Origin of the sequence: Actinoplanes sp. OR16, assembly GCF_004001265.1 — a bacterium.
Taxonomy (GTDB): Bacteria; Actinomycetota; Actinomycetes; order Mycobacteriales; family Micromonosporaceae; genus Actinoplanes.
In genome coordinates, this window is sequence record NZ_AP019371.1 from 1,434,841 (window position 1) to 1,448,658 (window position 13,818).

14 protein-coding genes are annotated in these 13,818 nt (G+C 71.4%); 3 read left to right on the forward strand and 11 right to left on the reverse strand.

Features of this window, described 5'->3' with window-relative positions; translation table 11 throughout:
- Nucleotides 1-326: 326 nt before the first annotated feature.
- From EP757_RS06535 to EP757_RS06555, 5 genes are all read right to left on the reverse strand, one after another.
- The gene (locus tag EP757_RS06535) at nt 327-1,394 is read right to left on the reverse strand and encodes a sirohydrochlorin chelatase (RefSeq protein ID WP_127543295.1); all 1,068 of its coding nucleotides are present in this window, start codon (nt 1,392-1,394) and stop codon (nt 327-329) included.
- On the reverse strand, nt 1,376-2,131 hold the full coding sequence (locus tag EP757_RS06540) for a phosphoadenylyl-sulfate reductase (protein ID WP_127543296.1): 756 nt from the start codon (nt 2,129-2,131) through the stop codon (nt 1,376-1,378). Before EP757_RS06540 ends, EP757_RS06535 begins: the two co-directional genes overlap by 19 nt.
- A gap of 151 nt (nt 2,132-2,282) precedes the next feature.
- Entirely contained in the window at nt 2,283-3,974 is a 1,692-nt protein-coding gene (locus EP757_RS06545) for a nitrite/sulfite reductase (protein WP_127543297.1), read from the reverse strand.
- A 304-nt stretch (nt 3,975-4,278) separates the two neighbouring features.
- A complete protein-coding gene (locus EP757_RS06550) occupies nt 4,279-5,826 on the reverse strand; it encodes a sensor histidine kinase (protein ID WP_127543298.1) in 1,548 nt (515 codons plus the stop codon).
- Between the two features lie 10 nt (nt 5,827-5,836).
- Entirely contained in the window at nt 5,837-6,871 is a 1,035-nt protein-coding gene (locus tag EP757_RS06555) for an SIS domain-containing protein (RefSeq protein ID WP_127554115.1), read from the reverse strand.
- Nucleotides 6,872-7,003: 132 nt separating this feature from the next.
- On the opposite strand from EP757_RS06555, the gene EP757_RS06560 reads away from it, so the two are divergent.
- The gene (locus EP757_RS06560) at nt 7,004-8,587 is read left to right on the forward strand and encodes a tetratricopeptide repeat protein (protein ID WP_127543299.1); all 1,584 of its coding nucleotides are present in this window, start codon (nt 7,004-7,006) and stop codon (nt 8,585-8,587) included.
- Nucleotides 8,588-8,593: 6 nt separating this feature from the next.
- Here the strand turns inward: EP757_RS06560 and EP757_RS06565 are convergent, their stop codons facing one another.
- Nucleotides 8,594-8,812, reverse strand: a complete 219-nt coding sequence (locus EP757_RS06565) for a biotin/lipoyl-binding carrier protein (RefSeq protein WP_127543300.1) — start codon at nt 8,810-8,812, stop codon at nt 8,594-8,596.
- A gap of 138 nt (nt 8,813-8,950) precedes the next feature.
- Here EP757_RS06565 and EP757_RS44755 point away from each other — a divergent pair, with 138 nt between their 5' ends.
- Complete coding sequence (locus tag EP757_RS44755; protein ID WP_369700219.1) at nt 8,951-9,025, forward strand: 50S ribosomal protein bL37; 75 nt, start codon at nt 8,951-8,953, stop codon at nt 9,023-9,025.
- A gap of 49 nt (nt 9,026-9,074) precedes the next feature.
- Here the strand turns inward: EP757_RS44755 and rsrA are convergent, their stop codons facing one another.
- The 5 genes from rsrA to EP757_RS06590 form a co-directional block, all read right to left on the reverse strand.
- Entirely contained in the window at nt 9,075-9,332 is a 258-nt protein-coding gene (gene rsrA / locus EP757_RS06570) for a mycothiol system anti-sigma-R factor (RefSeq protein ID WP_127543301.1), read from the reverse strand.
- Nucleotides 9,333-9,337: 5 nt separating this feature from the next.
- Nucleotides 9,338-10,129: a sigma-70 family RNA polymerase sigma factor gene (locus EP757_RS06575; RefSeq protein ID WP_127543302.1), complete on the reverse strand. Its 792-nt coding sequence runs from the start codon at nt 10,127-10,129 to the stop codon at nt 9,338-9,340.
- Nucleotides 10,130-10,198: 69 nt separating this feature from the next.
- Nucleotides 10,199-10,810: an alpha/beta family hydrolase gene (locus EP757_RS06580; RefSeq protein ID WP_127543303.1), complete on the reverse strand. Its 612-nt coding sequence runs from the start codon at nt 10,808-10,810 to the stop codon at nt 10,199-10,201.
- A gap of 72 nt (nt 10,811-10,882) precedes the next feature.
- Nucleotides 10,883-11,278, reverse strand: a complete 396-nt coding sequence (locus EP757_RS06585) for a WhiB family transcriptional regulator (protein ID WP_127543304.1) — start codon at nt 11,276-11,278, stop codon at nt 10,883-10,885.
- Nucleotides 11,279-11,469: 191 nt separating this feature from the next.
- Nucleotides 11,470-12,147 carry an SOS response-associated peptidase gene (locus EP757_RS06590; RefSeq protein WP_127543305.1) on the reverse strand — a complete coding sequence of 226 codons (678 nt, stop codon included), beginning with the start codon at nt 12,145-12,147 and terminating at the stop codon, nt 11,470-11,472.
- A 445-nt stretch (nt 12,148-12,592) separates the two neighbouring features.
- Between EP757_RS06590 and aroA the strand changes: the two genes are divergently transcribed.
- Entirely contained in the window at nt 12,593-13,816 is a 1,224-nt protein-coding gene (aroA, locus tag EP757_RS06595; RefSeq protein WP_232050643.1) for a 3-phosphoshikimate 1-carboxyvinyltransferase, read from the forward strand.
- Nucleotides 13,817-13,818 lie beyond the last annotated feature (2 nt).

The following is a 13,818-nucleotide window of genomic DNA, read 5'->3' on the forward strand; positions in this document are numbered from 1 at the left end:
ACAGCATTTGCGCCCCGGGCCGGACGGCACCGGGGCGTCTTGCTGTTTAGGGCCGGCCACGGTTCGCTTCCATTCCACAGTGCGCAATTGCGATCACCGTACGTTTAGCCGAAGCCCCGAAATGATCTCGAAATTCTGATCAAGGCGCTTTGCGTCGCGGACTCGGCACACTCCGCATTGGAGTGACCCGATCACTCTTTCGCTGTTACCTTGCGCGGAGCGACGGTAACCCACAGTGAGTTAGTTCGTTGTTGACGACAAGCCCGGCCCCTGATCCGAAAGGGACTAGATCGCCGGGCCCGCTGAGAGGCCCGCAGAGCGTCTCGTCAGGCCGCGGCCGGGAGAACGGACGCCAGCGCCGGCTCGACCCGGGAGGCGACCAGCCGGACCAGTTCCGGCGCGTCGGCGAGCGGCTCGGCCACGACGACAGCACCGGCCTCCCGCGCAGCGTCCGCCGCCAGGTCGTAGAGCAGACCCGGCGCCAGGAAGTAGGCGGCCATCCCGACCCGCTCCGCACCGGCCGCGCGCAGACCCGCCACAGCCTCACCGGAGCGCGGTCCGGGGCCCGAGGCATAGGCGACCGCCGCCGGCACGCCCAGACGCCGTCCCAGAGCCGCTGCCGCATCCGCCACGGTCTCCCGAGCCGCCGCACTGCGCGTCCCAGCCGCCGCGACCACCACGCCATCCAGCGCGCCGGCAAGCCCCGCACTCGAACCGGCCCGCACCGCCACAGCTCCAAGATCGCCCGAACCGGCCCAGAAGGCTCCAAGATCGCCCGAGCCAGTCCCGGAGCCCACTCCCCCGACTCCAAGATCGCCCGAACTCATCCCCGAGCCCACCCCCACTGCTCCAAGATCGGACGCGCCCGTCCCCGCGCCCACCCCCACCGCTCCAAGATCGGACGCGCCCATCCCCACGCCCACCCCCACAGCTCCAAGATCGCTCGAACCCGGAAGGGCGGCATCGCGGGCGTCAACAGCGAGCGGCCCAGCGGCGGCGAGCGGCCCAGCGGCGAGCGAGGCCTCGGTGAGGCGGTGGTGCAGGGCGGCGAGCAGCAGCGGCGAGGCCGGGCCGAGGACGTCGGTTGCGGTGACGGCGATCGGCAGGGACGCTGCCTCGCGTACCACGGCGGGTAGATCGACGCGGCCGTGATAGGCCTTCGTCAGCAGAAGTGGCACCAGGATGGCCCGCGACGCCGGCACCGAGGCCAGCACGTCCAGCGGGCGGGGTCCCTCGTGATCGAGGTAGGAGGCCCGCACCAGCCATTCCGGCCGGGCCCGGCGGACGGCCCGGGCCAGCGCCTCGGTGGCGACGGCGGCCCGGGGATCCCGGCTGCCGTGGGCCACCAGGACCACGGCAGGACGGTTGCGGGAGGTCAGACGTGGAGGCCGCATTCGGTCTTCTCGAACATCGCCCAGCGACCGGCACGCGGGTCCTCGCCGGCCTTGGTGCGCCGGGTGCACGGCCAGCAGCCGATCGAGCCGTAGCCCTTCTTGAACAGCTCGTTGACCGGCACGTTCCAGCGGCTGATGTAGCGGTTCACGTCGGCCTCGGTCCAGGCCGCGATCGGGTTGACCTTGACCTTGCCCTTCTTGGCGTCGAACGCGACGACGGGCGTGTTGGCGCGGGTCGGCGACTCGTCGCGGCGCAGGCCGGTGGCCCAGGAGTCGTAGTCGGCCAGGGCGCGCTCCAGCGGCTCCACCTTGCGCAGGAAGCAGCACTCGTCGGGGCTGCGGGCGAAGAGGCGGGGTCCGTACTCGCCGTCCTGCTGTCCGACGGTCAGGCGCGGCCGGATCGAGCGGACGTTGACGTTCATGGTGCGGGCCACGGTGTCCCGAACCTTGAGGGTCTCCGGGAAGTGCAGGCCGGTGTCGAGGAAGACGACGTCCACCCCGGGCGAGACCCGGGAGAAGATGTGCGCCACGACGGCGTCGGCCATCGAACTGGTGACGCAGAACCGGGCGCCGAAGGTGTCGGTCGCCCACTTGGCGATCTCCTCGGCGCTGGAGCCCTCCAGAGCCTGCGCGGCGTCGAGCGCGAGCGCCTTGAGCTCGTCCGGGGTGCGGCGGCCGGACTCGACCGGAGCGCCGAGGTCGACCAGATTCAGAGACGCGGCGTTGAGGAGACTCATCGATTCACTCCCGTGGACGACAACCCGATGAACTTGACCGAGAAAACACGCGCACAGGAGCGGCACTCCCAGGCGCCGTGCGAAGCCTCGTTGGGACGGAGGTCCTCGTCACCGCAGTAGGGGCAGTACAGGGGGGCGGATCTGGCGTCACTCATTTCAGGAGCTCCTCTTCGGCCCGCAGCACCCAGTTGGCGAAGGTCTCGCCGTCGCTGCGACCGTCCAGGTAGTGGCGAGCGATGCGTTCGACGTACTCCGGAAGCTCCTCGGCGGTGGCCTTCAGGCCACGCACCTTGCGCCCGAAGCCGGCGCTCTCACCCTTGGCCATGCCGAGGGCGCCACCGAGGTGGATCTGGAAGCCTTCGACCTGCTCGCCGTGGGCGTTCATGACCAGCTGGCCCTTGAGTCCGATGTCGGCGACCTGGGTCCGCGCGCAGGCGTTCGGGCAGCCGTTGATGTGCACCGAGATGTCGGCGTCGAAGTCGGCGAGCCGGCTCTCCAGCCGGGCCACCAGTTCCTCGCCGCGCGCCTTGGTCTCGACGATGGCGAGCTTGCAGTACTCGATGCCGGTGCAGGCCATCGTGCCGCGCCGCCACGCGGACGGCCGGGCCTCCAGCCCGATGCCCCGCAGCGCCGTGATCAGCGATTCGACCTGGTCGTCCGGAATGTCGAGGACCAGGAGCTTCTGGTACGCCGTGAGCCGCACGCGGTCAGAGCCGTGCGCCTCGACGAGGTCCGCGAGCCGGCTCAGCTGTGTACCGGAGGACCGTCCCACGACCGGCGCGGCGCCGACGTAGTTCCGGCCGTCGATCTGCTTGTGCACGCCGATGTGGTCGAGCGGCTTCTCCGGCAGGTCCGGCGCGGGGCCGTCGAGCAGCGTCCGGCCGAGGTACTCCTTCTCCAGCACCTCGCGGAACTTGGCGACGCCCCAGTCGGCGAGCAGGAACTTGAGCCGGGCACGGTGACGCAGACGCCGGTAGCCGTAGTCCCGGAAGATCCCGACGACGCCCTCCCAGACGTCCGGGATCTCGTTCAGCGGCACCCAGACGCCGAGCCGCTCGGCCAGGCGCGGGTTGGTGGAGAGGCCGCCGCCGACCCAGAGGTCGAAGCCGGGTCCGTGCTCCGGGTGCTCGACACCGACGAACGAGATGTCGTTGGCCTGGTACGGGCCGTCCGGCAGCCAGGAGACCTGCGACTTGAACTTGCGGGGGAGGTTCGAGTAGCGGGTGTCGCCGACGTACCGCTTGACGATCTCGTCGATCGCCGGGGTCGCGTCGATCACCTCGTCCGCCGAGACGCCGGCGACCGGGCTGCCCAGCACGACGCGGGGGCAGTCGCCACAGGCCTCGGTGGTCTGCAGGCCGACGGCTTCGAGGCGGCGCCAGATCTCCGGCACGTCCTCGACCCGGATCCAGTGCAGCTGGATGTTCTGCCGGTCGGTGATGTCGGCGCTGTCCCGGCCGAACTCGGTGGAGATCTGCGCGATCGTGCGCAGCTGGGCCAGGTTCAGCGCGCCGCCGTCGATGCGGACCCGGAGCATGAAGTACTCGTCCTCGAGCTCCTCCGGCTCCAGCACCGCGGTGCGGCCGCCGTCGATCCCGGCCTTGCGCTGTGTGTAGAGGCCCCACCAGCGGAACCGCCCGCGCAGGTCGGCCGGGTCGATCGAGGAGAACCCGCCGTGCGCGTAGATGTTCTCGATACGCGTGCGGACGTTGAGCGGGTTGTCGTCCTTCTTGCTGCGCTCGTTCGGGTTCAGGGGCTCGCGGTGGCCGAGCGCCCACTGACCCTCACCGCGGGCCTTGCGAGGCCGGGCGGTCGGCGTAGCGGGGGTGTTGCTGGGCGCCATCTCGGCTTCCCTCCGGGTTTCGTGGGCGCACGTTTCCGCCCACGGCCCAGAAGGAGGCTCGTGACATCTGTGTCAGGAGTGGGCCCGGCGGTCGCGCACCCGAAAATGAAAAGCGGGCGGCGTCAGGAAGCCGGACACATGGCGCTGCGGACACGGCCGTAGTCCACGTGGCGGCGGGCCACGAGGCGGCAGTCCAGAGCAGCGGTCATGTGGGCTAGCGTCTCACGCCGGGCGAATCTGAGCCAGTGCGGTCCAGAATCCGGGAGTGTGCCACGTAACACAGCCCTAACAAGTTGTTACAGAGTCAGCGCTTGGCGAGCGGGACCACCAGGACCGCCTCGGTGCCGCCGCCGGCGCGATTACGCAGCTCGATGCTGCCGCGCAGCTCGCCGGTGGCCAGCGCCCGCACGATCTGCAGACCCAGCCGGTTGCCGCCCTCGAACTTGAAGCCGTCCGGCAGGCCCTTCCCGTTGTCAGCGACGGTGACGTGCAACTGCTTGCGGAACCGGTGAGCGGAGACCACCACCTCACCCGCCTGCCCCGGTGCCGGAGGTGGCGCGTCCTCGTCGTCCGGCGCCGGGAAGCCGTGCTCGACCGCGTTGATCAGCAGCTCGTTGAGCACCATCACCAGCGAGGTGGCGATCTCGGCGGGCAGCACGCCGAACGTGCCCTCGCGACGCATCCGGACCGGGAAACTGGTAGCGGCCACCTCGGTGGCGGCCGTGGCGACGCGATCCACGATGCCGTCGAACTCGACGGCCTCGTCACTCGACATCGACAGCGTCTCGTGGACCAGGGCGATCGAGGCGACCCGGCGTACCGACTCCTCCAGGGCCATCCGCGCCTCCGGCGCGTCCACCCGCCGGGCCTGCAGGCGCAGCAGCGCCGCGACCGTCTGCAGGTTGTTCTTCACGCGGTGGTGGATCTCCCGGATGGTGGCGTCCTTGGTCATCAGGGCGCGTTCCCGGCGGCGGATCTCGGTGACGTCCCGGACCAGCACCAGCGCGCCGATCGGGACACCGGCCGGCAGCAGCGGCAGCGCCCGGGTCAGCACGGTGGCGCCGCGGGCCTCCACCTCCATCCGGGGCGCGAACTCGCCGCGCAGCGAGCCGAGGATCCGCTCGGACGCGTCGTTGCCCTCCAGCGGGTCGGCGGCGAGCCGGCTCGCGAGGTTGGCCAGCTCCTCGCCGACCAGGTGCGAGTTGAAGCCGAGCCGCCGGTACGCCGACTGCGCGTTCGGGCTCGCGTACGTCACCTTGCCGGACGAGTCGAGCCGGATGATGCCGTCGCCGACCCGTGGCGCCGAGGTGGTCTCGCCCGGGTGCCGCGGCGGCGGGAACGTCCCGTCCGACACCATCTGGGCGAGGTCGTCGGCGGTGGTCAGATAATTCAGTTCGAGCTGGCTCGGGGTACGCGCGGTGCTCAGGTTGGTGTCGCGGCCGATCACCGCGATCACCTCGCTGTACCCCTCCTCCAGGTCGGTCGCGTCGCGCAGCCGCACCGGGATGGCCTCGTGGCGGGCGGGAGTGTCGCCGTACCAGACCGGGTCGCCCTCCCGCCAGATCCGCTCCTGCGTGAGGGCTACGTCGAGGTGGGCCACCTCCGGCCCGCCGACGATCTTGCCGACCTGGTCGTCCTGGTACGCCGTCGGCGCGGTCACCGGCCGCACCTGCGCGACGCAGAGGAACTCCCGGGGCTGCCTCGGCTCCCCCTTGATCGGCACCCAGAGCAGCAGGTCCGCGAACGAGAGGTCGGAGAGCAGCTGCCAGTCACCGGCGAGCCGATGCAGGTGGTCGATGTCGGCGGGGCTGAGGTTCGTGTGTTCTTCGACGAGGTCACGCAGGGTGGACACGAGGCCAAGCTTAGAGAGTGGTGGTCACCTTCTTGAGGCCGCGCGGCGCGTCCGGGTCCTCGCCCCGTGCCAGTGCCAGGGCGAGCGCCAGCTTCTGCAGGGGCAGGATGTCGAGCAGCGGCGAGTAGCGCTCGTCGACGGCCGGGACGGCGAGCCGGGCCGAGGCGCCGGGGACGTCCGCCGCGCCGATCGTGACGACGTCGGCCCGGCGCTCGCCGAGACGGGTCACCACGTCGCGCATCGACCGGCCGCCCGGGCCCTCGCCGACGACGGCGAGCACCGGCACGTCCGGGTCGGCCATGGCGAGCGGGCCGTGCAGCAGGTCGGCGCCGGAGAAGGCGAGCGCCGGCAGGTACGACGTCTCCATCAGCTTCAGCGCGGCCTCGCGGGCCGTCGGGTAGGCGTACCCCCGGCCGGTCGTCACCAGGCTGGAGGCGAACCGGTAGCGCTGCGCCAGGCTCTCGGCGGCGGTGTCGGCGAGGGCCTGCTCGGCGAGCCGGGGCAGTTCCCCGAGAGCGGCCCGCTCCTCGGCCGGCAGCCGTCCGTCGCCGGCCCGCACGCCCTCGATCAGCAGGAGCAGGGCGAGCAGCTCGGCCGTGTAGGTCTTCGTCGCCGCCACGGCGCGCTCGTGCCCGGCCACCACGTCGATGGAGAGCTCGGCGGCCCGGGCCAGCGGGGAGTCCGGCGCGTTCGTGACGGCGAGGGTGAGAGCGCCGTTCTCCCGGGCCACGCCGAGGACGCCGGTGAGGTCGGCCGAGCCGCCGCTCTGGCTCACGCCGATCACCAGGGAGCCGGTGAAGTCGGGACGGGCACCGTACAGCGTGATGGCGCTCGGCGAAGCACTCGCGACCGGCAGGCCCAGGCGGATCTCGGTGAGGTACGCGCCGTAGAGCGCGGCGTGGTCGGAGGTGCCCCGCGCCACGAAGAGCACGTTGCGCGGCTTCCGGCGGGCGATCTCGGCGGCGACCCCGGCGATCGCGGCGGCGTTCCCGTCCTCCAGCAGGCGAGCGAAACCTGCCGGTTGCTCCGCGATGTCCGCCGCCATGCCCTGGCCTCGCTGTGTCACGTGATCCTCCCCAGATCATCCATTTTCCGCGCAATCGATGCGCAGTCTTGCAAGAAAAAGCTTACTAGGTCAAGGTTTCGAGCAGAAGTGCGCAAACATGAGGACTGACATATGGCCCCGGTTCCCCTACTGTCTTTCCTCGTGGATTCCCCCTCGGCCCACCGCGACCTCGCGAGCGCCCGCGACGCCCTCGACCGTGGCGCGATGGCGGACGCAGCCGGGCATCTCGCCGGCGCGCTCACCTCCGCACCCACCCTGCCCGAGATCCACGAGCTGCTCAGCCGGTTGGCCGCGACGGCCGGCGGCGGCCTCGATCTCTTCCCCGCCGAGCCCTACGAGCCGGTCGGCCACGCGGTCGCCCGCGCGCACCTGCTCGCCGCCGCCGGGCGTCCCGAGGACGGCCTGCCACTGCTCGCCCAGGCCAGCGGCAGCCACCCCGACCTCGACTGGGCCGGTGTGCCCTGGGTGAGCGATCCCGCACTCGGCGCTCGCGTCGACCCCGGCCTGCTGGCCCGCACGATCATGCGGCTCTGCACCGCCGTCGGCGATCCGGCGCCGGTCGAGACCGTCTCCCCGCTGCGCCACTACCTGACCGTCATCAGGAACGCCGTCGCCGCGCACGGCGAGCAGGCGATGCTGCTCGGCGCCGGTTCGGCGCTCGCCCGGCGGCTCGGCGAGGTCCGGCTCGCCGTCGAGTGGGCCGGCCGGGGCGCCAAGGCGCAGCCGTCGAAGCTCGGTGAGATCTGGCTGGGGTACGCCTACCGCAGCGCCGGCCGGATGCCCGAGGCGCTCGCCGCGCTGCGCCGGGCCGTCGCCTACGACCCGGACGACCTCTCGGTCTACGCCGACGTCGCTGCCACCCTGGCCGACCTGGACCGGCTCGACGAGGCCCTGCGCTGGACCGAGCTCGCGCTGGAACGCGACCCGGACTTCGACTGCGTCGTGCACACCGCGCACCGCCTGCGGTACCGCGCCGACGGCGACGTGGGCCACCTGGTCGCGCTCGCCGACTTCGTCCGCGACCACCCGGACGACGCGCACGAGCACACCGACCTGGAGGAGTGCTGCCGGGAGACGCCCTGGCTGGGTGGCATGCCGGCGGGGGCGCCGCTGCCGGCCGGCCGCGCGCCGGTGAACGCCGAACCCTCGGCCGACGCGGTACGCCGGCTGCTTCGGGTGGCGACGACGAACTGGGCACACCCGCCGGCCGCCTACGACCGGGCGCTCGGCCTGGTCCTCGTCGAGCCGTGGGAGCTGCTCGCCCTGCTGGCCCATCCGTCGGTCACCGAGGCCCGCCAGCCCACCGGCCTGGAGGTCTGGGCCTGCCTCGGCCTGCTGCACCACGGGTCCGAGGAGCCGTGGCTGGACTCCAGTCGCCGGCGCCTGCTGCTCGGCCTGCTCGACGGCGGCCTCGACCGGGTCACCCAGGCGGCGCTCTTCGCGCTGATCACCTATGCCTGGGTGGACCCGGAGGCGCGTGCCGACGTGGCCGCCGTGGTCGCCGGCCGGCTCAGCGAGACGGCCTCCGGACCGTCCGCCCGCGCGGTGGCCGAGCTGGCCCTCGCGGCGCCCGGCCTGGACCGGCCGACCCGGGAACTGGCCGCCGCCACGATCCGGGTGCCGGCCATCCCGCGCCAGCGCGGCCGGATCGTGTGGCGGCGATTCACGCCGAAGCGGGGTTCGAACCCCCGATAAGGTTTCTCAACCGTCGATGACGGCGATCAGGTCGCCTTCCTGCACCACGTCGCCCTCGTTCACCGCGAGCCGGGACAGCGTCCCGTCCGACTCGGCGATCACCGGGATCTCCATCTTCATGGATTCCAGGATCACCAGGGTGTCACCGTCCTCGACGGTGTCGCCGACGCTGGCCACGACCTTCCACACGTTCGCCACCATCTCGGCCCGGATCTCGTCCGCCATGAGGGGATCACCCTTCCGCTCGCACTGCTCTCGGTGAACGTCATCAAATCACGGATGAGCCCCGGCCACGTCCCGGCTCGGCCGGGCCGCCCACTACGATCGGCAGCGAGAAAGCACCACGAACCAGGGAGTCCCGCCATGGCGAAGAAGGCCCGTAAGAAGAAGGCTCGCAAGAAGAGCGGCGCGAACCACGGCAAGCGCCCCAACAGCTGAACGAAAAAAGGCCCGGCGGGTGCCGGGCCTTTTTCGTACGTACGAGCGGTCAGCTCTGCGTCTCGAGCTGATCCAGTTTCTGACGCAGCCGGTCACGCAGCTCGTTCGGCGCGCGCTCGTCACCGCAGCAGCGGCCGACCAGGGCCTTCACGTCGGTCTCGATCCCGAACTCCTTGAGGCACCCGGTGCAGGTGTCCAGGTGCTTCTGGATCAGCTGCCGGCGCTCCTCGCTGCACTCCAGGTCGAGATAGAGGTAGACCTCGCTGAGGACGAGGCTGCAATCGGTCTCGTTGTCGTCGGTCGACATCGGTGTCAGGCCCCCTGCGGTTCGGACGTCGTGGCACGGTGGATGCCCCGCTCGGAGGCGTACTCCTCCAGCAGGTTGCGCAGGTTGCGCCGCCCGCGGTGCAGGCGGGACATGACCGTGCCGATCGGCGTGCCCATGATGTCGGCGATCTCCTTGTAGGAGAAGCCCTCGACGTCAGCCAGGTACACCGCGAGCCGGAAGTCCTCCGGCAAAGACTGCAGCGCTTCCTTGATGTCGCTGTCCGGAAGCCGGTCCAGCGCCTCCGTCTCGGCCGACCGCAGACCCTGCGACGTGTGCGACTCGCTCGACGCGAGCTGCCAGTCGGTGATCTCCTCGGTCGGCGCCTGCACCGGCTGCCGCTGCTTGCGCCGGTACGAGTTGATGTAGGTGTTCGTCAGAATCCGGTACAGCCACGCCTTGAGGTTCGTACCCTCCTCGAACTGGTGGAACGCGGAGAACGCCTTGAGGAACGTCTCCTGCACCAGGTCTTCGGCGTCGGCCGGGTTGCGGGTCATCCGCAGGCCGGCGGCGTACAACTGATCGACAAATGGCAACGCGTCGCGCTCGAAACGCTGACGGCGCTCGTCTGTCCGCTCCCTCTGGGCCACCCTGGACTCCCCCCTCGACCGCCCCGCCGAGGATACGGGTAGTGCCCGTGTAGCGCCTTCGAAAACCGCCGGTGTGCTGACGCTCACCGACGACCCCTCGACCGCGGGCCACTCGGGCGAGCTCAACAGGCTCCGAACCCGGGTCGCCTTCCGGTCGTCACGCTGGACGAACTCGGTACCGGCACCCACTACGATTTCCCCTTCCGACGCTCAAGCATGCGTCTGTGTAACGCCGGAGGGGGATCCTCCATTCCGTCCCTACCGCGCCCAGCCGTGCGACCGCAGCCACTCGATCGCGATCCCGGCCGTTCCGGTCACATCCTTGCGGAGATCGTGGACGGCGCCCGGGCGCACACGCACCTCGACCGCCCCGGAGGCCTCCGGCACACCGAACGGATCCCGGTCGCCGTTGATCACCAGCGTGGGGATTTCGAGCGGCAGCTCACCGGCCCGGCTCTTCTCCGGCTTGCCCGGCGGGTGCAGCGGAAAGGCCAGCGCGAGGACACCCGCGGCGCCCAGGGTGGTCGCGGTCCGGCAGGCGACCCGCGCTCCGCTGGAGCGACCTCCGACGATCAAGGGCATGCCCGGTACGCGCAAAGCACGTGTGATGCTCGTCCACGCTTCGTCGAGCTGTCCCGCCGGCGCGGGCGCACGCCGGCCGGCCACCCGGTAGGGCTGGGTGACCAGAGCGACCCGCACGCCGGCCGCCACCGCCGCGTCGCGCACCGCGATCAGGTCCGGCGCGTCCACTCCGCCCCCGGCGCCGTGGCCGAGGAGCAGCAGACTCACCGCCGGACCGGACGGGGCGGTGACACGCGCGGCGGCGGGGCCGCGTGCTGTGTCGATCGTCAGTTCTTCGCTGTCGGGCACGACTCCCGTTGTATCAGCGGCTGATCGGGATCAGCGTGCTTTGTCAGCGGCTGATCGGGATCAGCGTGCTTGTCAGCGGCTGATCGGGATCAGCGTGAGGAACCGGCGATCATCATCGTTCGAGCCGTCCTCGACCAGGTCGCCCTCCGCCGTGACCCGCTCCCGCCAGGCGACCAGCATGGCCCGCCGCTCGCGTGGGGTGGTGCCACCCCAGACGCCGTGGCAGTCGCCGACCTGCAACGCCCACGCCAGGCATGGGCCCTGCACGTCACAGGTGCCACACAGCGCGACGGCTCCTCCGGACGGCTCGTTGGGCGCCGGAAAGAACGTCTCCGGGTCGACGCTGCGGCAGGCGCCTCGCGTCCGCCAGGCCTCGTCGGTCCGCCGTTGCGCGATCGCCTCGAGCAGTCGCGGGTCGCGTCGCGCGATGGCCACTTCGTGCGGACGCGGCATGCGTGCTCGTGTCATCAGCCCACCTCCCCCGTGGGACCGGAAGTGCTGTGGCGGCCGGCCCGCACCTTACGGATCGGCACCACTCCGGCGCTGGTTTGTACCGCACCGTACAAGATCAGAACAAGGGGGTGATCTATCTTGAAACAAAGTTGTTAATTCAGAATTGGCGCATAATCCGACAAAGAAGAACGTTGATCTCGTGGCGTTCAGAAAAGCGTTACCTCGGAGCGGGGTTCCAGTAACTCGGGGCCATTGTTGCGGACATTGCCGACCTCGGGCCCGATCGGGCGGACTTCGATCGCTTCCAGCTCGCGCTCGGAGAGCGGCCGCAGCAGCGACTCCGGATCGCCTCCACCCGCCAGCCAGTCGTCCCACCGGGCGGCCGGCAGGATCAGCGGCATCCGGTCGTGCACCTTGGCGAGGCCACCCAGCGCCGCCGTGGTGATCACACTGGCGGTGAGCACCGACTCCGGGCCCCAGGCCGACCAGATCCCGGCGAACGCGAGCGGCTCACCGTCCCGCGGGGTCATGTAGAACGCCTGCTTCCGCTTGCCGTCGCGCACCCACTCGAACCAGCCGTCGGCCGGCACCAGGCAGCGCCGCTTCGCGAACGACGGCGCGAACGACTTGAGCGTCGCCACCGTCTCCGCCCGCGCATTGATCATCCGGGCGCCGCCGCGCAGGTCGGGCGCCCACTGCGGCACCAGCCCCCAGCGGGCGGTGTCCAGCACCCGCCCCTCGTGCGACTTCGACATGCGGACCAGCGGAACCGGGTCGGTGGGAGCGACGTTCCAGCTGGCGCGCAACGGCTCGGCGACGTCGACGGCCTCGAAGAACGTGCTGAGGTCGGCGTTGCTCCGGGTGGTCGCGTATCGGCCGCACATGCCGTGCACGGTACTGCGCCCCACCCCGCCCCGTCCGCCCCGGCGCCCCGAGGTCACACGGGGAAATGAACCGGCCCGGGCGCCGGGCGGATCCGCACGCCGAGCGCACGCGCGCACCGGCTGCCGCAGCACCGAATGCCGTGGGCACGCTCCCACGGAATGCGCTGCTCCGGGCCGCCATAGGTAAAGGAAAACGTCGGGTAATCGGTCGTCGGGGGTGGAATGCGCGGGTGGGCGGCGCTCGGTGGAATGGCATGACCGACGGGCGAGGCAGGGGCCGGGATTGGCGCGGCGGGCGTGGCATTCGTACGCCGGGACGGTGACGGTGTCCCAGGCGACGGGAACTCGGGCGGATGAGCGGACCGTACGACGGCAGAATGGGCGGGTGACTTCTGAACCCCGCCCCTGGCTTGCCCCGTCCGCTTCCGGCCCGGTCACGGCGACCGTGCGGCTGCCCGGCTCGAAGTCGATGACGGCCCGTGCGCTGATCATCTCGGCGCTGGCCGACGGCCCGTCGGTGATCGAGGCGCCGCTGCGGGCCCGCGACACCGTGCTGATGTCGGCCGGTCTGCGGGCGCTCGGCGTCGCCGTGGACACCAGCGAGGACGACCGGTGGACCGTGGTGCCGGGGCCGCTGCGCGGACCGGCCCGGATCGACGTGGGGCTGGCCGGCACGATCATGCGGTTCCTGCCGCCGGCGGCCGCGCTGGCCGAGGGGACGGTCGAGTTCGACGGCGACCCGCACGCCCGGAACCGGCCGCTGCTCCCGATCGTGGAGGCGCTGCGGTCGCTCGGGGTGACGATCGAGGCGTCGCCGACCGGTGGGCTGCCGCTCACGGTGAGCGGCAGCGGGCTGGTCGAGGGCGGTGAGGCGGTCATCGACGCCTCCGGGTCCAGCCAGTTCGTCTCCGGGCTGCTGCTCTCGGCGCCTCGCTTCACCAAGGGCCTGACGCTGCGGCACGAGGGCCCGCCGGTGCCGTCCGCGCCGCACCTGCGGATGACCACGCACATGCTGCGCGCGGCCGGCGCCGTCGTGGACGAGAGCGTTCCCGACGTGTGGGCCGTCGAGCCGAGCGGCATGCGCGGGCGGACCTGGACGATCGAGCCGGACCTGTCCGGGGCGGCGCCGTTCTTCGCGGCGGCCGCGGTCACCGGCGGCACCGTCACCCTGGCCGGCTGGCCGTCGGACAGCTGGCAGCCGGTCGAGCGGGTGATCGAGCTGTTCACCGCGCTCGGCGCGGAGGTGACCCGGTCGGAGGCCGGTCTCACCGTGCGGGGCACCGGCACGCTGCGCGGGATCAGCGCCGACCTCTCCGAGGTGAGTGAGCTGACCCCGGTGTTCGCGGCGCTGGCAGCGCTCGCCGAGGGCCCGTCCGAGCTACGGGGCGTCGCGCACATCCGGGGGCACGAGACGGACCGGATCGCGGCGCTCGCCGCCGAGCTGGGCAAGGCGGGGGCCGGGGTGGCCGAGTTCCCGGACGGGCTGCGCATCGAGCCGCGGCCGTTGTCCGGGACGGCCTTCGAGACGTACGCGGATCATCGGATGGCCCACGCGGCGGCGGTTATCGGACTCGCCGTGCCGGGCATCCACCTCGCCGACGTAGGTTGTACCTCGAAGACGTTGCCCGAGTTCCCGGAACTCTGGGCGGGACTCGTGGCGAGGAGCTAGAT